The 19,034-nt window shown below is 70.4% G+C and carries 17 protein-coding genes; 3 read left to right on the top strand and 14 right to left on the bottom strand.

Annotation, left to right across the window (positions count from 1 at the left end; translation table 11 throughout):
• Position 1: 1 nt before the first annotated feature.
• Positions 2-943 carry a LysR family transcriptional regulator gene (locus JNB50_RS17155; RefSeq protein ID WP_243768611.1) on the bottom strand — a complete coding sequence of 314 codons (942 nt, stop codon included), beginning with the start codon at positions 941-943 and terminating at the stop codon, positions 2-4.
• An 82-nt stretch (positions 944-1,025) separates the two neighbouring features.
• Here JNB50_RS17155 and JNB50_RS17150 point away from each other — a divergent pair, with 82 nt between their 5' ends.
• Positions 1,026-2,120, top strand: coding sequence for an aminotransferase class V-fold PLP-dependent enzyme (locus JNB50_RS17150; protein ID WP_243768610.1), 1,095 nt, complete (start codon positions 1,026-1,028; stop codon positions 2,118-2,120).
• 96 nt (positions 2,121-2,216) lie between these two features.
• Here the strand turns inward: JNB50_RS17150 and JNB50_RS17145 are convergent, their stop codons facing one another.
• The 3 genes from JNB50_RS17145 to JNB50_RS17135 all read right to left on the bottom strand — a co-directional run bounded on the left by JNB50_RS17145 (position 2,217) and on the right by JNB50_RS17135 (position 6,145).
• The gene (locus tag JNB50_RS17145; protein ID WP_208041388.1) at positions 2,217-3,347 is read right to left on the bottom strand and encodes a branched-chain amino acid aminotransferase; all 1,131 of its coding nucleotides are present in this window, start codon (positions 3,345-3,347) and stop codon (positions 2,217-2,219) included.
• A gap of 23 nt (positions 3,348-3,370) precedes the next feature.
• Entirely contained in the window at positions 3,371-4,426 is a 1,056-nt protein-coding gene (locus JNB50_RS17140; protein ID WP_208041387.1) for a 3-isopropylmalate dehydrogenase, read from the bottom strand.
• Positions 4,427-4,603: 177 nt separating this feature from the next.
• Entirely contained in the window at positions 4,604-6,145 is a 1,542-nt protein-coding gene (locus JNB50_RS17135) for an MFS transporter (protein ID WP_208041386.1), read from the bottom strand.
• A gap of 67 nt (positions 6,146-6,212) precedes the next feature.
• Between JNB50_RS17135 and JNB50_RS17130 the strand changes: the two genes are divergently transcribed.
• Positions 6,213-6,797, top strand: a complete 585-nt coding sequence (locus JNB50_RS17130; protein ID WP_208041385.1) for a TetR/AcrR family transcriptional regulator — start codon at positions 6,213-6,215, stop codon at positions 6,795-6,797.
• 4 nt (positions 6,798-6,801) lie between these two features.
• Here the strand turns inward: JNB50_RS17130 and JNB50_RS17125 are convergent, their stop codons facing one another.
• From JNB50_RS17125 to JNB50_RS17110, 4 genes are all read right to left on the bottom strand, one after another.
• Entirely contained in the window at positions 6,802-8,049 is a 1,248-nt protein-coding gene (locus tag JNB50_RS17125) for an RNA polymerase sigma factor (RefSeq protein ID WP_208041384.1), read from the bottom strand.
• A gap of 35 nt (positions 8,050-8,084) precedes the next feature.
• The gene (locus tag JNB50_RS17120; protein ID WP_208041383.1) at positions 8,085-8,450 is read right to left on the bottom strand and encodes a YciI family protein; all 366 of its coding nucleotides are present in this window, start codon (positions 8,448-8,450) and stop codon (positions 8,085-8,087) included.
• A gap of 109 nt (positions 8,451-8,559) precedes the next feature.
• The gene (gene serA, locus JNB50_RS17115; RefSeq protein ID WP_208041382.1) at positions 8,560-10,152 is read right to left on the bottom strand and encodes a phosphoglycerate dehydrogenase; all 1,593 of its coding nucleotides are present in this window, start codon (positions 10,150-10,152) and stop codon (positions 8,560-8,562) included.
• A gap of 129 nt (positions 10,153-10,281) precedes the next feature.
• A complete protein-coding gene (locus JNB50_RS17110) occupies positions 10,282-11,013 on the bottom strand; it encodes a copper homeostasis protein CutC (protein WP_208041381.1) in 732 nt (243 codons plus the stop codon).
• 92 nt (positions 11,014-11,105) lie between these two features.
• Between JNB50_RS17110 and JNB50_RS17105 the strand changes: the two genes are divergently transcribed.
• Positions 11,106-11,294: a DUF1918 domain-containing protein gene (locus JNB50_RS17105; protein ID WP_208041380.1), complete on the top strand. Its 189-nt coding sequence runs from the start codon at positions 11,106-11,108 to the stop codon at positions 11,292-11,294.
• A 112-nt stretch (positions 11,295-11,406) separates the two neighbouring features.
• Here the strand turns inward: JNB50_RS17105 and ilvC are convergent, their stop codons facing one another.
• The 6 genes from ilvC to otsA all read right to left on the bottom strand — a co-directional run bounded on the left by ilvC (position 11,407) and on the right by otsA (position 18,948).
• The gene (ilvC, locus tag JNB50_RS17100) at positions 11,407-12,435 is read right to left on the bottom strand and encodes a ketol-acid reductoisomerase (protein ID WP_208041379.1); all 1,029 of its coding nucleotides are present in this window, start codon (positions 12,433-12,435) and stop codon (positions 11,407-11,409) included.
• A 32-nt stretch (positions 12,436-12,467) separates the two neighbouring features.
• Positions 12,468-12,977 carry an acetolactate synthase small subunit gene (gene ilvN, locus JNB50_RS17095; protein ID WP_055919769.1) on the bottom strand — a complete coding sequence of 170 codons (510 nt, stop codon included), beginning with the start codon at positions 12,975-12,977 and terminating at the stop codon, positions 12,468-12,470.
• A gap of 2 nt (positions 12,978-12,979) precedes the next feature.
• Positions 12,980-14,785, bottom strand: a complete 1,806-nt coding sequence (locus JNB50_RS17090) for an acetolactate synthase large subunit (RefSeq protein ID WP_208041378.1) — start codon at positions 14,783-14,785, stop codon at positions 12,980-12,982.
• Between the two features lie 55 nt (positions 14,786-14,840).
• The gene (gene ilvD, locus JNB50_RS17085; RefSeq protein WP_055919763.1) at positions 14,841-16,535 is read right to left on the bottom strand and encodes a dihydroxy-acid dehydratase; all 1,695 of its coding nucleotides are present in this window, start codon (positions 16,533-16,535) and stop codon (positions 14,841-14,843) included.
• A 101-nt stretch (positions 16,536-16,636) separates the two neighbouring features.
• Complete coding sequence (otsB, locus tag JNB50_RS17080; protein WP_208041377.1) at positions 16,637-17,449, bottom strand: trehalose-phosphatase; 813 nt, start codon at positions 17,447-17,449, stop codon at positions 16,637-16,639.
• A gap of 26 nt (positions 17,450-17,475) precedes the next feature.
• Positions 17,476-18,948: an alpha,alpha-trehalose-phosphate synthase (UDP-forming) gene (gene otsA, locus JNB50_RS17075; RefSeq protein ID WP_307794772.1), complete on the bottom strand. Its 1,473-nt coding sequence runs from the start codon at positions 18,946-18,948 to the stop codon at positions 17,476-17,478.
• Positions 18,949-19,034: the final 86 nt, after the last annotated feature.

The raw sequence follows: 19,034 nt of genomic DNA, 5'->3' as shown, positions 1-19,034 counted from the left end.
ATCAGAGCCCCGACAGCCCCCAGGCGCCGCCGTCGAGGGCGAGCAGCGCGTCAGCCGTCGCGGCGATCGCCGGCACGGCGTCGGAGCCCGAGGCCGCGACCAGGTTGATCGTGCGGTGGTCGCGGTTGGCGGTCGGCCGCAGCACCACCCCCGGAACGGAGCCGGCCGACCCGGCCGCGAGGGCGGGGAGCAGCGCGACGCCGACGCCTTCGGCGACCATCCGCAGCACGGCGATGAAGTTGTCGGTCTCGTAGGCGATGCGCGGCGCGTACCCGCACGCATCGGCCAGCTCCAGGAGGTGGCCACGGCACCGTGGGCAGCCGCCGATCCACGATTCGGCGGCCAGCCCGGCGAGGTCGACGCGGTCGGCGTCCGCCAGCGGATGGCCTGCCGGAAGGGCGACGAGCATCTCGTCCTTCCAGAGCGGAACGACCGCGAGACCCCTGGTGCTCTCGCGGTGCGGGTCGGCACGGTCCCCCGGGTAGCTGAACGTGATCGCCAGATCGGCGCTCTGGCCGCGCACGGCGGCGACAGCCTCGGGCGGCTCGGCCTCCAGATAGGTGATGCGCACACCGGGATGCTCGGCCTCCATGGTGCTGAGCAGTCGGGGAACGAGCGACGAGGACGCCGAGGGGAACCCGGCGAGTCGCACGCGGCCGGTCCGCAGGCCGCGGAGGTCGGCGAGCTCGCCCGCAGCGGCATCCAGGGCCGTGGTGACCGCCCTGGCGTGGCGCGCGAGGACACGCCCGGCCTCGGTGAGGCGCACGCCCCGGCCGGCGCGGGCGACCAGGGGCATCCCGATCCGGCCCTCCAGCCGGCGCAGGTGCTGACTGATCGCCGGCTGGCTGTAGCCGAGCGATTCTGCCGCGCGCGTGATCGAACCGAGATCGGCGATGGCGCGCACGACGCGGAGGCTGTGGGCGTCGAGGTCGTCGAGCAGCATTTCCGAATCATAACCAGAACGCATGTATTCGATTCAACACCTGCCCTGGTGTGATGTATCAGCGTCCCGCACGCTGGATGGCATGCCCGAATCGTCCGCACCTCCGACCGCTGTCGCCATGCCGTCCGTGTTCTGCGACGCCTTCACGGCCGGTCCCGGCTACCTCGCCGCGTGCACGCAAGGCCTCCCGACCCGTGCGACGGTCGACGCCACCCGCGACGATCTCGAGCGCTGGGCGCGCGGTGGCGCCTCCCCCGGCGACTACGACGCCGCGATCGCCCGCTCGCGCGCCGCCTTCGCGCGCATCGCGCGCGTCGCTGCCGACGATGTCGCCATCGGGTCCCAGGTCTCGGTGCTCGCCTCCCTGGTGGCGGCCTCCGCCCCTGACGGCGCCGAGGTGGTCTGCGTCGAGGGCGACTTCGCGTCCGTGGTCGCGCCCTTCCACGCGCACGCCCACCGAGGCGTGCGGGTCAGGGAGGTCCCGCTCACCCGACTCGCCCAGGCGGTCGACGAGCGCACCTGGCTGGTCGCGTTCTCGCTCGTGCAATCGGCGACGGGCGAGCACGCCGACGCCGACGCTGTGCTCGCCGCCTGTGCGCGCACCGGTGCGCTGAGTTTCGCCGACCTCACGCAGGCGCTCGGCTGGCTGCCGGTGGAGGCCTCCCTGTTCGACCTCACCGTGACGCACGCGTACAAGTGGCTCTGCGCGCCGCGGGGCAGCGCCTTCCTCACCGTGCGCCCGGAGCTGCGGGACACCCTCAACCCGGTTCAGGCGGGCTGGTTCGCCGGCGAGGACCCGTGGAGTTCCTGCTACGGGCCGCTCGATGCCCCGGCGGTGTCTGCGCGACGGTTCGACGTCTCCCCCGCGTGGCCCGTCTGGCCGGGGACCGCGGCGGCGCTGGAGTTCTTCGCGTCGCTCGATGCCGTCGCCGTGCACACGCACGCCACCGGGTTGGGCGATCGGCTCGCCGGGGCGCTCGGCCTGACGGATGCGCTCGGCGCGCCGGTGCGCGGTCGTGCCATCCTCACCTGGCCGGACCCGACCGGGGCCGACCTCGCGGCCTTGACCGCTGCCGACCTGCGCGCGTCGGGCCGCGCCGGCCGCGCCCGTGTCGCCTTCCACCTCTGGAACACGCACGACGACGTCGACCGCGTCGTAGCCGCCCTCGCCCGCTGACGCGAACCCTCCCGCCCACAACCGCGAGGGGCACGTTGTTGTCACTTGTCGGGGCGAGAAGTGACACCAACGTGCCCCTCGGCGGAGCTGTCTGGGTCAGCCGTCGAGGCGGACCATCCAGTTGTGGCGGTCGCGCTCGCGGCCGTACTGGATGTCGGTCAGCTCCTTGCGCAGCGACATCGTCAGCTCCCCGGGAGGGGCGGTGATGTCGCCGACGGTGAACGTGTCGGACTTCAGCTCGCCGATCGGGGTGATGACCGCAGCGGTCCCGCACGCGAACACCTCGACGATGTCGCCGGACTCCACGCCGGTGCGCCACTCGTCGATCGTCACGCGGCGGCGCTCCACCGTGTGACCGCGGTCGCGCGCGAGCTGCAGCACCGAGTCGAGCGTGATGCCCTCGAGGATGCTGTCCGAGTCAGGCGTGACGAGCGTGCCGTCCTTGTAGACGAGCACCACGTTCATCCCGCCGAGTTCCTCGAGGTACTTCCCCTCGACCGAGTCGAGGAACAGCACCTGGGCGCAGCCGTGCTCGTACGCCTCCGCCTGAGGCAGCAGGCTCGACGCGTAGTTGCCGCCGGTCTTGGCGGCACCAGTGCCGCCCTTGCCCGCGCGCGACCAACGGTCCGACAGCCAGATCGACACCGGGGCCACACCGCTCGGGAAGTAGGCGCCTGCAGGGCTCGCGATCAGGTAGTACGCCACCTTGTTCGCAGGACGAACGCCGAGGAAGGCCTCCTTGGCGAACATGAACGGTCGGAGGTAGAGGCTGGTCTCCTCACGGTCGGGCACCCAGTCGCCGTCTACCGCCACGAGCTGCTTCAGCGAGTCGAGGAAGTGCTCGACCGGCAGCTCGGGCAGTGCGAGGCGGTACGCGGACCGCTGCATGCGCGCGGCGTTCGCCTCCGGGCGGAAGGTCCAGATCGAGCCATCCGCGTGCCGGTACGCCTTCAGACCCTCGAAGATCTCCTGCGCGTAGTGCAGGACGGCGGCCGACGGGTCCAGCTGGATCGGTCCGTACGGGGAGACCCGCGGCCGGTGCCAGCCGCCCTTGGCCGACCAGCAGAGGTCGACCATGTGATCGGTGAAGTAGTTGCCGAAGCCGGGGTTCGCCAGGATCTCGTCGCGCTCGGCCGCGCTGCGTGCCGACTCGTTGCGAGTGACGTTCCAGAGGAGCCCCGCGGTCTCGGAGGGGCCGGAGGTGAGGTTGATGCTGGTGGAGGTCATTGAGTGTCCTTTGCTGCGATGCGTCAATTCTGCGCCACGCGGGCCGCGATCGCGTCGCCGATCTCGGAGGTCGTGCGTGCGTCGCCGTTGCGGGCGGCCAGGTCGGACGTCACCGCCTGCTCGACGCGCTCCGCGAGCTCCCTGGCGCCGAGGTGGCGGAGGAGGAGCGCGACGGAGAGGATCGCGGCGGTGGGGTCGGCCTTCTGCTGGCCGGCGATGTCGGGGGCCGATCCGTGAACCGGTTCGAACATGCTCGGGAACTCGCCCGCGGGGTTGAGGTTGCCCGAGGCGGCCAGTCCGATGCCGCCGCTGATCGCGGCCGCGAGGTCGGTGAGGATGTCGCCGAAGAGGTTGTCCGTGACGATCACGTCGAATCTAGCAGGATTCGTGACCAGGAAGATCGTCGCCGCGTCGACGTGCAGGTAGTCGACGGCGACGTCGGGGTGCTCGACGGCGACCGCGTCGACGATCCGCTTCCAGAGGCCTCCCGAGAAGGTCAGCACGTTGGTCTTGTGCACGAGGGTCAGCTTCTTGCGGCGCTGCTCGGCCTGCTCGAAGGCGTAGCGGACCACACGCTCCACGCCGTACGCCGTGTTGACGGAGACCTCGTTGGCGATCTCGTGCGGTGTGCCCTGTCGGATGGCGCCGCCGTTGCCGACATACGGCCCCTCCGTACCCTCGCGCACGACCACGAAGTCGACGGCTCCCGGGTTCGCGAGCGGACTCGCGATGCCGGGGAACAGCGTGGTCGGGCGGAGATTGACGTAGTGGTCGAGCGAGAAGCGCAGCTTCAGCAGCAGCCCGCGCTCGATGTTGGCGCCGGCCAGTCGCGGGTCGCCCGGCGTGCCGCCGACGGCGCCGAGCAGGATCGCGTCGTGGCCGGCGATCGCGGCCAGGTCGTCGTCCGTGAGCACGTCGCCCGTGGCCAGGTACCGGTCGGCGCCGAGCGAGAAGTACGTCTTCTCGAACGCGAGGTCACTGCCCGCAGCAACCGCATCGAGCACCTTGACCGCCTCCGCGATCACCTCCGGACCGATCCCGTCCCCGGGGATGACGGCGAGTTGGACGGTTGTGCTCATGACGCTCCTGCACTGATCGGTGGGCGGACGGTTCATCTAACACTATCGCCGCCGGAGCGGCCTCCGCGTCGCCGCCCGTCGGCCTCTGGCGAGACGGCGCAGAGTGCGCCGTCTCGCCGGATTCGTGCGCACTTCGCGCCGTCTCGCCGCGCGCCGCGGGGTCGGGGCCGGGCGGTGTCAGCCGCGGACGCGGCGCAGGGTGAGCAGGGCGAGCACGGCCGCGGTCAGCATCAGCGCGACGCCGATGGAGGCCGTGAGCCCGATCCCGCTGTCGAACGCGTGCCGCGCCGAATCCAGGAGCGCAGCGGCTGTCTGCGACGGGAGGCCCTCCGCGACCGTCACCGCCCCGCCGAGCGTGTCGGACGCCGCGGTCGCGTCGGAAGGGCTGAGACCGGAGGGCAGCACGATCGCCGCGCGGTACGACGCGATGATGATGCTGCCGAGCGTGGCCGTGCCGAGCACGGCGCCGAGCTCGTACGCGGTCTCGGAGACCGCGGAGGCCGCGCCCGCCTTGTCGGCCGGCGCGGTGGAGATGATGAGCTCGTTGGACACCGTCTCCGCCGCGCCGATGCCGGCGCCGAGGAGCACGAACGCGGCGAGCAGGACGCCCCACGACGCGTCCCCTCCGGTCAGCGCGACCAGCAGATACCCCGCAGCCGAGACGCACAGCCCTGCGGCGATCACGAGACCCGGACGGAGCCTCCGCGCGACCGGCACCACGACGAGTCCGGAGACGATCATCGTGGCGAGCCCCGGGAGCAGCACCATGCCGGCCTGCACCGGCGGGAGCCCGAGCACGAGCTGGAGGTGCTGCGACACGAAGAACAGGAAGCCGACCAGGGCGATCACGCTCAGAAGGTTGATCAGCACCGCACCGCTGAACGCCGCACGGCGGAACAGCCGCATGTCGAGCATCGGGATCGGGCGGCGCAGCTGCCGCATCACGAACAGCACACCGGCCGCGACGCCGACGGCGACCGCGAGAACCGGCACCAGCGCGAGGCCGTGCACGGCGAACTCCTTGATGCCGTAGACGATCGGCGCCATCGTCAGCAGCGAGAGCAGGATCGACACGACGTCGACCGGACCCGGGTTCGGGTCGCGGGACTCCCGCACGAGCAGCGGCGTGAGCACGAGCAGCGGGATCAGCACGGGCACGGCCAGCAGGAACACCGAGCCCCACCAGAAGTGCTCGATCAGGATGCCGCCCACGATCGGGCCGAGCGCCGAGCCTGCGGCGAAGCCCGCTGCCCAGATCGCGATCGCGAGGCGGCGCTGCTCGCGGTCTTGGAACACGCTGCGCAGCAGCGACAGGGTCGACGGCATGAGCATGGCGCCGAAGAAGCCGAGGGCGGCCCTGGCGGCGATCAGCAGCTCCGCGGTGGGCGCGAACGCCGCGGCGGCCGACACGGCGGCGAAGCCGGTCGCACCGATGAGGAGCACCCGGCGACGGCCGATGCGGTCGCCCAGGCTGCCCATCGCAACCAGGAGGCCGGCGAGCACCAGCGGATAGACGTCGACGATCCACAGCATCTGCGTGCCGGACGGCCGCAACGCTTCGGTGATCGCGGGTAGCGCGAAGCCGAGCACGGTGTTGTCGACGGAGACGAGCAGCACCGGCAGCATGAGCACGACCAGCGCCGCCCACGCACGGGCGCCACCGCGGGCCGGAGCCGGTGCGGAGGTGCGTGCTGCGGTGGGGCGGGTGGTCGCGGACATGGGTCTACTGTACCGTCTGGACGGTACAGTTATCAAGATCTGTGGCAGCGGCGGCTAGCATGGCCCCATGCCCTCCCCCGTCGCTCCCGCCTCGCCGGCGACGCCCACCGCTGCCGGCCGGTCCGTGCGCGACCGCATCCTCGACGCCTTCGAAGACCTGCTCGCCGAGCACAGCGAGCGGGCGGCCACGCTGGAGGCGGTCGCCGCGCGTGCCGGCGTCTCCAAGGGCGGCCTGCTCTACCATTTCGCCTCCAAGGACGCCCTGGTCGACGGTGTGCTGGAGCGCTTCGCCGCCGATCTCGAGACGGACGTCGAGCACATGCGCGCCGCTCCCGACGGCCCGGTGTCGTACTTCCTGCGCACCTCCATCCCGTCGGACAACCGGCTGGAGCGCGTCATCGTCGCCATCGCCCGGCTCGCACAGGCCTCCGACGCACGGGCCAGCGACGCCCTCGCCGACGCGCAGCGGCTGTGGCTCAGCGAACTGGAGGCCGTGGTCGGCGACCGGATGGTTGCGCGCACGATCATGCTGATCGGCGACGGAATGTACTACAACAGCGCCCTGCTCCCCGCGGCCAACGCCGTACTCCGCGACGAGACGGACGTGAAGCAGCTCATCGCCCTGGTCGAGCGCCTGTCGTCGCGCGACTGAGCGGTCACACCGTCCCGGCATCCAGCAGTCGCTGGAGCGATCTCCGCGTGCGGTCGTCGCCGGAGGTCGCGATCGCGCGCCGCAGTTCAACCGCCGCGGCCGCGGTCGCCCCGGCGAGCCGGAGGAGTTCGGCGCGGGCGGCGTGCGCGCGGGGCGCCAACGGGCCGTCGAACAGGACGGGATCCGCATCGAGCTCGGCCAGCGCGACCTCCGGACCGCCATCCGGGCTGTGGCCAACGGCGACCACCCTGCCCAGGCGTGCGGCAGCGCTCGGCCACACCCGCACCAGCCCGTCGTAGAGGCGCACGATCGACGGCCAGTCGGTGGCCTCCCAGGTCGGGGCGATGGCGTGGAGTCCCGCGATGCCCGCCTGCAGCGCGAATCGGCCGTCCCCTTCGGGGCCCGCACCGGTCAACGCCTCCGTCGCGAGGCGCTCGCCCTCGGCGAGAAGCGCGGCATCCCAGCGCGACCGGTCTGCCTCCCGCAGCGTCGCGAACTCGTCGTCGGAGGTCAGCCGCGTGGGCTGACGGGCCTCGGTGAGCAGCAGCAGAGCCAGCAATCCGGCGCTCTCGGGTTCGCCGACCGACCGGTGCGCGTCCCTGGCGAGAGCGATGGCATCGCCGCGCAACCGGTCGTCGGCGGCGGCATGACCCGCCGAGTAGAGCAGGTAGACGGTCGTCAGCGCGTCCGGCATCCGCGCGGAGACCATCGCGGCGTCATCCAGCGAGAACCGGATGCCGGAGTCGTGGATGCGCTTCTTGGCACGGGTGAGACGCGCGGCCATCGTGGGCTCGGACACCAGGAACGCCTCGGCGACCCGAGCCGTCGGCACGCCGCAGACGTGTCGCAGCGCGAGAGCGACCCTGGCCTCCTGTGGGAGGTCGGGATGCGCGACCAGCAGGATCAGTTCGAGACGCTCGTCTCCGGTGAACACCGACACGCCGTCCTCCACGTCCTCGTCGGGCGCCGACCGCTCGGCGATGGCGAGCTGCGCGGCGAGCATCGGGGCGACCCGCGACGAGGTGCGCTCGCGCCGCTGGGCGTCGATGGCGACGCGTCGCGCGACGGTCGTGATCCAGGCCGCGGGGTTGGTGGGCTCACGACTGCGCGTCGCCTCGATGAGAGCGCGCGCGAACGCCTCCTGCACCGCGTCCTCGGCGAGCAGCAGGTCGCCCGTCGTGCGCGCGACCGCCCCCAGGATCCGTGCCGCGTCGTCGCGGTACGCGCGCTCCAGTCGCTCGGCCGCCGTCATCCGGTTCCCGCCGCCGTCGGTCGTGATCCGACCGTTCAGCGGTCCAGGTCGAGCACGAGCACCGGGTACAGCTCGACCCACCCTCCGGTCGGTACCAGTGCGGCCAGTTCCCTGGCCTGCTCCGGCGTCGACGCGGTGAAGCTGTAGAAGCCGGTGACGACCTCACGGGTCTCGCTGAAGGGTCCGTCCGAGATGAGCGGGGCCTCCCCGGCCCGTGGCGTGATCTTCGTGGCCTTCGCGATCGGCTGCAGCGCGCTCGTCGCGAGGATGCGCTCGCCCGCCGCCACGACAGCATCCTGGAAGGCCTGGTGGCCGGTCATCTCCTCCCGCCACTCGTCGGGCGTCATAGAGTCCGGATCCCAGTCCGGCTCGTGGATGAGCAGGACGTATTCGTCGGACATGGCTGTCTCCTCACTTCGCCGGGTGCCGAGCCGGGAGGACATCGACACCCGTACGACGCAAGTCAACCGCCGAAATCGACAGCGCGCGACAGCGAGATCGCCCGCGCGGTCAGGACTCCGTGATGTCGATCTCCTGCATGAGGTCGGCGTCGATCGCGACACGCACCTTCTCGAGCAGGCCCTCGGGCACGCGCGAGTCCACCGTGAGGACGCTGAGCGCCTTTCCGCCTGCGGAGGTGCGGGCGATCTGCATGCCCGCGATGTTGATCGCGGCCTCGCCGAATTCGTGGCCGTAGACCGCGACGATGCCGGGGCGGTCGTCGTAGATCATCACGATCAGGTGCTCGGCGACCGGCACCTCGACGTCGTAGCCGTTGATCTCGACGACCTTCTCGATCTGCTTGGTTCCGGTGAGCGTGCCGGACACCGACACCTGCGAGCCGTCGCTCAGGGCGCCGCGCAGCGTGATCAGGTTGCGGTACTCCTCGCTCACCGAGTCGGTGATGAGCCGCACCTCGATGCCGCGCTGCTCGGCGAGGAGCGGCGCGTTCACGTACGAGACGGTCTCGCTCACGATGTTGGTGAAGAGGCCCTTCAGCGCCGCGAGCTTGAGCACGCTGACGTCGTAGTCGACCAGCTCGCCGCGTACCTCCACGTCGATGCTGGTGAGCGGGCTGTGCGCCAGGCCGGAGAACACCTGGCCGAGCTTCTCGACGAGCGGGATGCCGGGGCGGACGTACGGGTCGATGACGCCGCCCGCGACGTTGACGGCGTCGGGCACGAGTTCGCCCGAGAGTGCGAGGCGCACGGACTTGGCGACGGAGACGCCCGCCTTCTCCTGTGCCTCGTCGGTCGACGCGCCGAGATGCGGCGTGACGACGACGTTCTCGAGTCCGAGCAGCGGAGAGTCGGTCGGGGGCTCGCTCACGAACACGTCGAGACCGGCGCCCGCGATGCTGTGGGTGCTGAGCGCGCGGTAGAGCGCGTCCTCGTCGATCAGGCCGCCGCGGGCGACGTTGACGATGAACGCCGTCGGCTTCATCAGCGCGAGCTGGTCGTCGGAGATCATCCCCGTCGTCTCCGGCGTCTTCGGCATGTGGATGGTGATGAAGTCGGCCTCCGCGAGCAGCTCGTCGAGGCTCACCAGCTGCACGCCGAGCTGCTGCGCACGAGCGCTCGTGACGTAGGGGTCGTAGGCGATCACCTTGGTGCCGAAGGCCTGCAGGCGCGCCGTGATGAGCGCGCCGATACGGCCGAGCCCGATGATGCCGACGGTCTTCTCGTACAGCTCGACGCCGGTGTACTTCGAGCGCTTCCACTGGCCCTGCGCGAGCGCGCTGTGGGCTGCCGGGATGTGGCGGGCGAGGCTCAGGATGTGGCCGACCGTGAGCTCGGCCGCCGAGATGATGTTGGAGGTCGGGGCGTTGACGACCATGACGCCGGCGTTCGTGGCCGTCTTGATGTCCACGTTGTCGAGCCCGACGCCGGCGCGCGCGATCACCCGCAGCTTCGGAGCGGCCGCGATCACCTCGGCGTCGACCTTGGTCGCGGAGCGCACGAGGATGGCGTCCGCCTCGGCAACGGCGGACAGCAACGCCGGCCGGTCGGTCCCGTCGACATCGCGGACGTCGAAGTCCGGCCCGAGGGCGTCGACGGTGGCGGGCGAGAGTTCTTCGGCGATCAGGACGACCGGCTTTGTCACGTGGCAGTTCCTTACAGGGAGGCTGGCTTGGGAGAAGGTGCGCAGCAGTCGACGGTGCGCGGGTTGCTTAACTCTAGCGGGACGGCAAGGGCGGCTTTCGCCGCGTTACGCCGCCGGCCTGCACCCTCGTCACTGCGCGGCGGCGACCGCCTCGCGCACCGTGACCGGGTCGGTGATGTCGTAGCGGGCGTCGCCGCCGCCCGGGCCGCTCGGGGCGCCGGAGACGGTCTGCCGCGCCGAGAGGTGCACAGCGTCGACTCCCGCGCGGGTGAACGCGGGGATGTCCTGAACGCGGACTCCCCCGCCGGCCATCACTTGCAGACGGTCGCCGACCCGCTGGGCCAGCGCGCGCAGGGCGTCGACACCGTCGATGCTGCGCGGTGCGCCACCGGAGGTCAGCACGCGGGTGACCCCCAGCTCGACGAGCACGTCGGCTGCCGTCTCCGGATCGGCCACGGTGTCGAACGCGCGGTGGAAGGTGAGCTCGAGGCCGGCTGCCGCCTCCACGAAGCGAGCGATCGCCTCGCGGTCGAGGCGGCCCGCGGAGTCGAGGGCGCCGACCACGACGCCGCCCGCACCGGCCTGACGAGCGAAGCGGATGTCGGCCAGCGTCGTCTCCAGCTCGTCCGCGTCATAGACGAAACCGCCTCCGCGCGGACGAACGAGGACGTGCACGAACCCGCTGCGGCCGGCCTCGGTCGCCTCCTCGACCGCCTTCGCGACCAGGCCCGCCGACGGCGTCAGGCCACCGAGCCCGAGAGCGACGCACAGTTCGACCCGGTCGGCGCCCTCCGCGAGGGCGACGCGCACACCGGCGACATCCTGGACGGCGATTTCGACGGCGACGCTGCGGAGGGGCATGCCGCCACGATAGCGGCATTCTCCGGCGGCGGCTGCGGGCGTAGCGTCGGTTGTGGGAGCCCGCACGCGGTGGGGCGTGGAAGGAGGTCGTCATGCAGGCGACGATCGGAGACCGGATCTGCATCCGGGGCGCCACGGTGGAGTCGTCCGACCGCCACGGCGAAGTGCTGGAGGTGCGTGGGGAGGATGGTGCGCCGCCCTATCTCGTCCGGTTCGACGACGGCCACGAGACGCTCGTCTACCCGGGCACCGACGCGGTCATCGAACACAGCGCCGCGTGAACGGCGGAGGGGCCGCACCGATTCCGGTGCGACCCCTCTCAGGACGCCGTGGTGCAGGACGCCATGGCACAGGACGCCATGGCGCAGGACGCCATGACACGCGGCCGATGGGTCAGCGCGCGACCTCGCCGTCGACGTAGTCGTCGTCGTTCGACGCGTTCCACGCGAAGAGCTTGCGCAGCTCGCGGCCGGTGGCCTCGATGGGGTGCTGCTCGCCCTTGGCGCGCAGCGCCAGGAACTCGGGCGCACCCGCGTCCTGGTCGGCGATGAAGCGCTTCGCGAAGGTGCCGTCCTGGATGTCGGAGAGGACCGCCTTCATGTTCTCCTTGACGTGCGGGTCGATCACGCGCGGGCCGGAGACGTAGTCGCCGTACTCCGCCGTGTCGGACACGCTCCAGCGCTGCTTGGCGATGCCGCCCTCCCACATGAGGTCGACGATGAGCTTGAGCTCGTGCAGGACCTCGAAGTAGGCGACCTGCGGCTGGTAGCCGGCCTCGGTGAGGGTCTCGAAGCCGTACTGGACGAGCTGCGAGACGCCGCCGCAGAGCACCGCCTGCTCGCCGAAGAGGTCCGTCTCGGTCTCCTCGGTGAAGGTGGTCTTGATGCCGCCGGCGCGCAGGCCGCCGATGCCCTTGGCGTAGCTCAGGACGAGCGGCCAAGCGTTGCCGGTCGCGTCCTTCTCGACGGCGACGATGACGGGGACGCCACGGCCGGCCTCGTACTCGCGGCGCACGGTGTGGCCGGGGCCCTTGGGGGCGACCATGATGACGTCGACGCCCTCCGGCGCCTCGATGTAGCCGAAGCGGATGTTGAAGCCGTGGCCGAAGACGAGCGCATTCCCCTCTTCGAGGTTGGCCTGGATGTCGTCCGCGTACAGGGTGCGCTGCACCTGGTCGGGGGCGAGGATGACGATGACGTCGGCCCACTTGGCCGCGTCGGCGGCGGAGAGGACGCGGAAGCCCGCCTCCTCGGCCTTCGGCTTGGACTTCGAGCCGTCCTTGAGGCCGATGACGACCTCGACACCCGAGTCGCGGAGGTTCTGCGCGTGCGCGTGGCCCTGCGAGCCGTAGCCGATGACCGCGACCTTCTTGCCCTGGATGATCGAGAGGTCCGCGTCGTTGTCGTAGTAGATCTCAGCCACTGTGTGGGTTCTCCTTGTTCGTTGGTTCGGAATCAGTTCTTGAAGACGCGCTCGGTGATGGACTTGCCGCCGCGGCCGATCGCGAGGAGGCCCGACTGGGCCATCTCCTTGATCCCGTAGGGCTCGAGCACCTTGAGGAGCGCCTGGGTCTTGCCGCTGTCGCCGGTGACCTCGATGACGAGGGCATCGGTGGCCACGTCGACGACGCGAGCACGGAAGAGGTTGACCGCCTCCAGCACCTGGGAGCGCGTCGAGTTGTCGACGCGGACCTTGATGAGGAGGTGCTCACGCTGCACGGACTGCGCAGGGTCGAGCTCGACGATCTTGATGACGTTGATCAGCTTGTTGAGCTGCTTGGTGACCTGCTCGAGCGGCAGCTCCTCCACATCGACCACCACGGTGATGCGCGAGAGGCCGTCGACCTCGCTGGTGCCCACCGCGAGCGAGTGGATGTTGAACCCGCGGCGCGCGAACAGGCCGGCGACGCGGGTCAGCAGACCGGGCTTGTCCTCGACGAGGAGGCTCAGAACGTGACTGCTCATTGTTACTCCTCTCCGAAGGCGGGGCTGTGGTCGCGGGCGTACTGCACGTAGCTGTTGCTGACGCCCTGCGGGACCATCGGCCACACCATGGCGTCGGCGCTGACGACGAAGTCGATCACGACCGGACGGTCGTTCGTCTCCAGCGCCAGCTTGATGGCCGCGTCGACCTCTTCTTCTTTCGTGACGCGGATGCCGAGGGCGCCGTACGCCTCGGCCAGCTTCACGAAGTCGGGCACGCGCACGGTGTCGTGACCGGTGTTGAGGTCGGTGTTGGAGTAGCGGCCGTCGTAGAACAGCGTCTGCCACTGCCGCACCATCCCGAGCGACGAGTTGTTGATGATCGCCACCTTGATCGGGATGTCGTTGATCGTGCAGGTGGCGAGCTCCTGGTTGGTCATCTGGAAGCAGCCGTCGCCGTCGATCGCCCACACGACGCGGTCGGGCTGGGCCACCTTGGCTCCCATCGCGGCGGGGACCGAGTAGCCCATGGTGCCGGCGCCTCCCGAGTTGAGCCAGGAGTTGGGGCGCTCGTACTTGATGAACTGCGCCGCCCACATCTGGTGCTGCCCGACTCCGGCGGTGTAGATGCCCTCCGGTCCGGTCAGCTCGCCGATGCGCTGGATGATGTGCTGCGGAGCGAGCAGGCCGTCGCTGGTCGGGGTGTACCCGAGCGGGAACTCCTCGCGGAGCCCGTTGAGGTAGGTCCACCATTCGACCAGATCGACCTCGGCGCCGCGGGTCGCCTCCTGGAAGGCCGCGGTCAGATCGACGATGACGTCCTTGGCATCGCCGACGATGGGGACGTCGGCGATGCGGATCTTCGAGATCTCGGCAGGGTCGACGTCGACGTGCACGATCTTCGCGTTGGGTGCGAAGAGGGAGGTGTTGCCGGTGACCCGGTCGTCGAAGCGCGCCCCGAGCGACACGATGAGGTCGGCCTCCTGCAGGGCGAGGACCGCCGGCACCGTGCCGTGCATGCCGGGCATGCCGAGGTGCTGCTGGTGCGTGTCGGGGAACGCCCCGCGCGCCATCAGCGTGGTCACCACCGGCGCTCCCGTGGTCTCGGCGAGCTCGAGGAGCTCCTGCGAGGCCTGGGACCGGATGACACCGCCGCCGACGTAGAGCACCGGCTTCTTGGACTCCGCGAGGAGCTGCGCGGCGGCGAGGATCTGCTTGCCGTGCGCCTTGGTGATCGGCCGGTAGCCCGGGAGGTCGATCTTGGGCGGCCAGACGAACGGCACCGAGTTCTGCTGGGCGTCTTTCGTGATGTCCACCAGCACGGGACCCGGACGCCCGGTTCCTGCGATGTGGTAGGCCGCGGCGATGGTCGCCGGGATGTCCTCGGCCTTCTTGACCAGGAAGGAGTGCTTCGTGATCGGCATGGTGATGCCGACGATGTCGGCCTCCTGGAACGCGTCCGTGCCCATCAGCGTGGAGAAGACCTGGCCGGTGATGAACACCACGGGCACGGAGTCCATGTGCGCGTCCATGATCGCGGTGACGAGGTTGGTCGCGCCGGGGCCGGAGGTCGCCATGGCGACGCCGACCTTGTTGGACGCCGACGCGTAGCCTTCGGCCGCGTGACCGCCGCCCTGCTCGTGGCGGACCAGGATGTGGCGGATCACGGACGAGTCCATGATCGCGTCGTAGATGGGCAGGATCGCACCGCCCGGCAGCCCGAAGACGTCGGTGACGCCGAGGAGCTCGAGGGTGCGGACGACCGACTGGGAGCCGGTCAGGGTTTCGGGCGACGCCTTTCCTGGCGTCGCGGAGGGCAACACTGTGCTGGGGGTTGCATCCGGCGTCATGCCTTATCGATCCCTTACGTGCGAATGGTGGATGGAGCTGTGTCGAGGCGAAGGGCTACCCCGTGACCGCGCCCTCAGCAGCGGAGCGCACGAGCTTGGAGTACTTCGCGAGAACGCCACGGGTATAGCGCGGAGGAAGGGGCGCCCAGCCTTCACGGCGGGCGGTCAGCTCTGACTCGTCGACCAGTAGGTCGAGGGAGCGAGCCGCGATATCGACCCGTATCAGATCACCATCGCGCACGAATGCGATGGGACCTGCGTCCACCGCTTCGGGTGCTATGTGGCCGATGCACAGGCCGGTTGTGCCGCCTGAGAATCGTCCGTCCGTCAATAGTAGTACATCCTTGCCGAGGCCTGCGCCCTTGATGGCCGCGGTGATCGCCAGCATCTCGCGCATACCGGGGCCGCCCTTCGGGCCCTCGTAGCGGATGATGACGACGTCGCCGGCGTTGATCCGCCCCTCGGTCAGGGCGTCCATCGCGGCGCGCTCGCGCTCGAACACGCGGGCGGGGCCCTCGAAGACGTCGGCGTCGAAGCCCGCGGTCTTCACGACGGCGCCCTCCGGCGCCAGCGACCCCTTGAGGATGGTCAGGCCGCCGGTGGGGTGGATGGGGTTGTCGAGCGAGCGCATGACGTTGCCGTCCGGCGCCGGCGGGTTGATCTCTGCGAGGTTCTCGGCGACCGTCTTGCCGGTGACCGTCAGGCAGTCGCCGTGCAGCAGCCCGGCGTCGAGCAGGGCCTTCATCACGACGGGGACGCCGCCGTGCCGGTCGACGTCGTTCATGACGTACTTGCCGAACGGCTTGAGGTCGCCGATGTGCGGGACCTTCGAGCCGATGCGGTTGAAGTCGTCGATCGTGAGATCGACATCGGCCTCGTGAGCGATCGCCAGGAGGTGCAGGACGACGTTGGTCGAGCCGCCGAACGCCATCGCGACGGCGATCGCGTTCTCGAACGCCTTCTTGGTCAGGATGTCGCGGGCCGTGATGCCCTGCTTGAGCAGGTTGACGACGGCCTCGCCGGAGCGGTGCGCGAAGTAGTCGCGTCGGCGGTCGGCCGAGGGCGGCGCCGCGGAGCCGGGAAGGCTCATACCGAGGGCCTCTGCGACGCTGGCCATCGTGTTGGCCGTGTACATGCCGCCGCACGCGCCCTCGCCGGGGGCGATGGCGCACTCGATGCGCTTGAGGTCTTCCTCGCTCATCTTGCCGGCCTTGCACGCGCCCACGGCCTCGAACGAGTCGATGATCGTGACGTCTTTCTCGGTGCCGTCGCTGAGCTTGACCCAGCCGGGAGCGATCGAGCCGGCGTAGAGGAACACGGCGGCCAGATCGAGCCGGGCCGCTGCCATGAGCATGCCGGGCAGCGACTTGTCGCAGCCGGCGAGCAGCACGGTGCCGTCGAGCCGTTCCGCCATCATGACCGTCTCGACGGAGTCGGCGATGACCTCCCGCGACACGAGCGAGAAGTGCATGCCCTCGTGGCCCATGGAGATGCCGTCGGAGACCGAGATGGTGCCGAACTGCAGCGGATACCCTCCTCCGGAGTGCACGCCCTCCTTGGCCCCCTGGGCGAGGCGGTCGAGAGAGAGGTTGCAGGGCGTGATCTCGTTCCACGAGCTCGCGATGCCGATCTGGGGTTTCTCCCAGTCGGCGTCGCCCATGCCCACGGCCCGCAGCATCCCGCGGCTGGTGGTGGCTTCGATCCCGTCCGTGACGACGCGCGAACGCGGCTTCCAATCGATCTCTGGCATGTGACAACTCTAGGACCGATTGGATGCCCCTTCGGCCATGGGCCGGGAGCAGTGGAGAAGTGGCGGGGCCGTCGCGCTGTGGAGGACTGCGCTCTGCAGGACTACCGCACGCGCTCGCGCGCGTCGGCCAGCAGGGCCAGCAGGGTCGCGATCGCGCGCTCGTCGGCGACGCGGAACTGCGCGGCGGTGTCGCCCTCCCCCACCTTGATCCCGAGGTCGCCGGTGTCCGGGCGCAGGACGGCGAAGCCGTCCTCGTCGGTGACGTCGTCTCCGGCGAACAGCACGGCCGTCGCACGGGTGTACTCCCGCAGCCGCTGGATGCCGTCTCCCTTGTCAGCGCCGCGGACCGAGAACTCGATGATGTCCTTGCCGTCCCGGATCGTCAGCTCGTCGCTCACGGTGGCGGCGGCCGCGTACGCCCGCGCGACGACGTCGGCGCCCGCGTCGCCCTCGAGCAGCCGGTAGTGCACCCCGAAGCCGACCGGCTTCACCTCGAGCCGGGTATCGGGGACGCTCTCGACGAGGGCGCCGAGCACACGCCCGAGCCCGTCGAGGGTGGCGCGCTCGTCGTCGGTCAGGTCGAGGGACACGCCGTCGCGGCCGAAGCGGATCTCGACGCCGTGGGACCCGATGAGCAGCGCGTCGGCGTCGGCCTCCGTCACGTTCTCGAGGCTCGCGAGCGGGCGGCCGGAAACGTACGCGACCCAGGTGTCGGGGAGCGACTCGAGGCGGTCGAGCGCCGCCTTCGCCTGCGGAAGCGCTCGTGCCTCAGCCGGAGAGTCGACGAACGGCGCAAGGGTGCCGTCGAAGTCGAGGGCGAGAAGGAGTCGTTCGGCCCCGGCGAGCTGCGCCACCGCGGTGGCGAGCGCGACGGCGGCCGGCGGTGCTGCGGGCGTGCGTGCGTGGTCTGTCATGCGACTCTCCGGATCGACTCTCGGGGTCAGCGCCGGTTGACCGGCGGGTCCTGCAAGGGGTGGTCGCCGTGCGCGCTGCGCGTGAGCGCGTCGAGGAAGCTCGCGGACCAGCGGGCGACGTCGTTGGTCAGCACCTTCTTGCGCAGCGCACGCATGCGTCGCACCCTGTCGCGCTTCGGCATGGCGATCGCCTGGAGGATGGTGTCCTTCAGGCCCTCGATGTCGTGCGGGTTGATCAGGAGGGCCTGCCGCAGTTCGTCGGAGGCGCCGGCGAACTCGCTCAGCACGAGCACGCCGTCCTCATCGACACGCGTCGCGACGTACTCCTTCGCGACGAGGTTCATGCCGTCGCGCAGTGCGGTCACCAGCATCACGTCGGCCGCCAGGTAGAGGGCGACCATCTCCTCCCGCGGGTAGCCGTGGTGGAGGTAGGCGACGGCCGTGTGCCCGAGCGTCGCGTAGTCGCCGTTGATGCGGCCCACCGTGAGCTCGATCTCGTCGCGCAGCTGACGGTAGGTCTCCACGCGCTCCCGGCTGGGGCTGGCGACCTGCACGAGCGTGACGTCCTCCACATCGATCCGGTCGTCGCGCAGCAGCTCGCCGAAGGCCTTGAGCCGGTGGCCGATCCCCTTGGTGTAGTCCAGGCGGTCGACCCCCAACATGATGGTCTCGGGGTTCCCGAGCTCCTCGCGGATCTCCGCCGCCCGCGCCTGGATGTCCGGACGCCGGGCGAGCGACTGGTACTGCTCGGCGTCGATGGAGATCGGGAAGGCACGCGCGAGGACCGTGCGCACCAGGCCGCCGTGCCGGTTGGTGGTCACGTGGCGGTGCGACCCGGCCTCCGGGTCGTCGCTGTCGATCGGCACCTCGATGATCGGCCCGCGCGTCTCGTAGCCCTTGAGGCGGCGCACCGCGCGGGAGAAGTTGCCGGCGTCGGCCACGCGCTGGAAGCCGATGACGTCGGCACCGAGCAGACCGTCGATGATCTGGCGTCGCCACGGCAGCTGCGAGTAGATCCCGTACGGCGGGAACGGGATGTGGTTGAAGAACCCGATGACGAGGTCCGGGCGCACCTCCCGCAGCATCGCGGGCACCAGCTGCAGCTGGTAGTCGTGCACCCACACGACGGCGCCCTGGGCGGCCGCTCGTGCCGCCGCGTCCGCGAACCGGCGATTGACCCGCACGTAGCTCTCCCACCACTCGCGGTGGTAGCTCGGCTGGGCGATGACGTCGTGGTAGAGCGGCCAGAGCGTGTCGTTCGAGAAGCCTTCGTAGTACTCCTGCAGCTCCTGCTCGCTCAGGGCGACTGGGAGGATGCTGATGCCGTCGGCCTCGAACGGCTCGATCTCCTCGTCGGCCACGCCGGCCCAGCCGACCCAGACGCCGTCCTCCGCCCGCATGACCGGCTGAAGGGCTGTCACGAGCCCGCCGGGCGATGGGCGCCAACTCGCCTGACCGCTCTCGTCGACGACGCGGTCGACCGGGAGCCGGTTGGACACGATCACCAGTTCGTACGTTTCGGTCGCTGCTGTCTCTGACGTCGTACTGATGGTCGGTCAACTCCCCCGTCGAGGTCGAATGCTCG

This window comes from Leifsonia sp. TF02-11 (assembly GCF_017565305.1).
Taxonomy (GTDB): Bacteria; Actinomycetota; Actinomycetes; order Actinomycetales; family Microbacteriaceae; genus Leifsonia.
This window is presented reverse-complemented; position numbering and strand designations above follow the sequence as displayed.

Excerpts from the sequence above, each read along its gene's own strand:
- JNB50_RS17155 (WP_243768611.1), bottom strand. The coding sequence starts at position 943 with ATGCTGCTCGACGACCTCGACGCCCACAGCCTCCGCGTCGTGCGCGCC.
- JNB50_RS17150 (WP_243768610.1), top strand. The coding sequence starts at position 1,026 with ATGCCCGAATCGTCCGCACCTCCGACCGCTGTCGCCATGCCGTCCGTG.
- JNB50_RS17145 (WP_208041388.1), bottom strand. The coding sequence starts at position 3,347 with ATGACCTCCACCAGCATCAACCTCACCTCCGGCCCCTCCGAGACCGCG.
- JNB50_RS17140 (WP_208041387.1), bottom strand. The coding sequence starts at position 4,426 with ATGAGCACAACCGTCCAACTCGCCGTCATCCCCGGGGACGGGATCGGT.
- JNB50_RS17135 (WP_208041386.1), bottom strand. The coding sequence starts at position 6,145 with ATGTCCGCGACCACCCGCCCCACCGCAGCACGCACCTCCGCACCGGCT.
- JNB50_RS17130 (WP_208041385.1), top strand. The coding sequence starts at position 6,213 with ATGCCCTCCCCCGTCGCTCCCGCCTCGCCGGCGACGCCCACCGCTGCC.
- JNB50_RS17125 (WP_208041384.1), bottom strand. The coding sequence starts at position 8,049 with ATGACGGCGGCCGAGCGACTGGAGCGCGCGTACCGCGACGACGCGGCA.
- JNB50_RS17120 (WP_208041383.1), bottom strand. The coding sequence starts at position 8,450 with ATGTCCGACGAATACGTCCTGCTCATCCACGAGCCGGACTGGGATCCG.
- JNB50_RS17110 (WP_208041381.1), bottom strand. The coding sequence starts at position 11,013 with ATGCCCCTCCGCAGCGTCGCCGTCGAAATCGCCGTCCAGGATGTCGCC.
- JNB50_RS17105 (WP_208041380.1), top strand. The coding sequence starts at position 11,106 with ATGCAGGCGACGATCGGAGACCGGATCTGCATCCGGGGCGCCACGGTG.
- ilvN (WP_055919769.1), bottom strand. The coding sequence starts at position 12,977 with ATGAGCAGTCACGTTCTGAGCCTCCTCGTCGAGGACAAGCCCGGTCTG.
- JNB50_RS17090 (WP_208041378.1), bottom strand. The coding sequence starts at position 14,785 with ATGACGCCGGATGCAACCCCCAGCACAGTGTTGCCCTCCGCGACGCCA.
- ilvD (WP_055919763.1), bottom strand. The coding sequence starts at position 16,535 with ATGCCAGAGATCGATTGGAAGCCGCGTTCGCGCGTCGTCACGGACGGG.
- otsB (WP_208041377.1), bottom strand. The coding sequence starts at position 17,449 with ATGACAGACCACGCACGCACGCCCGCAGCACCGCCGGCCGCCGTCGCG.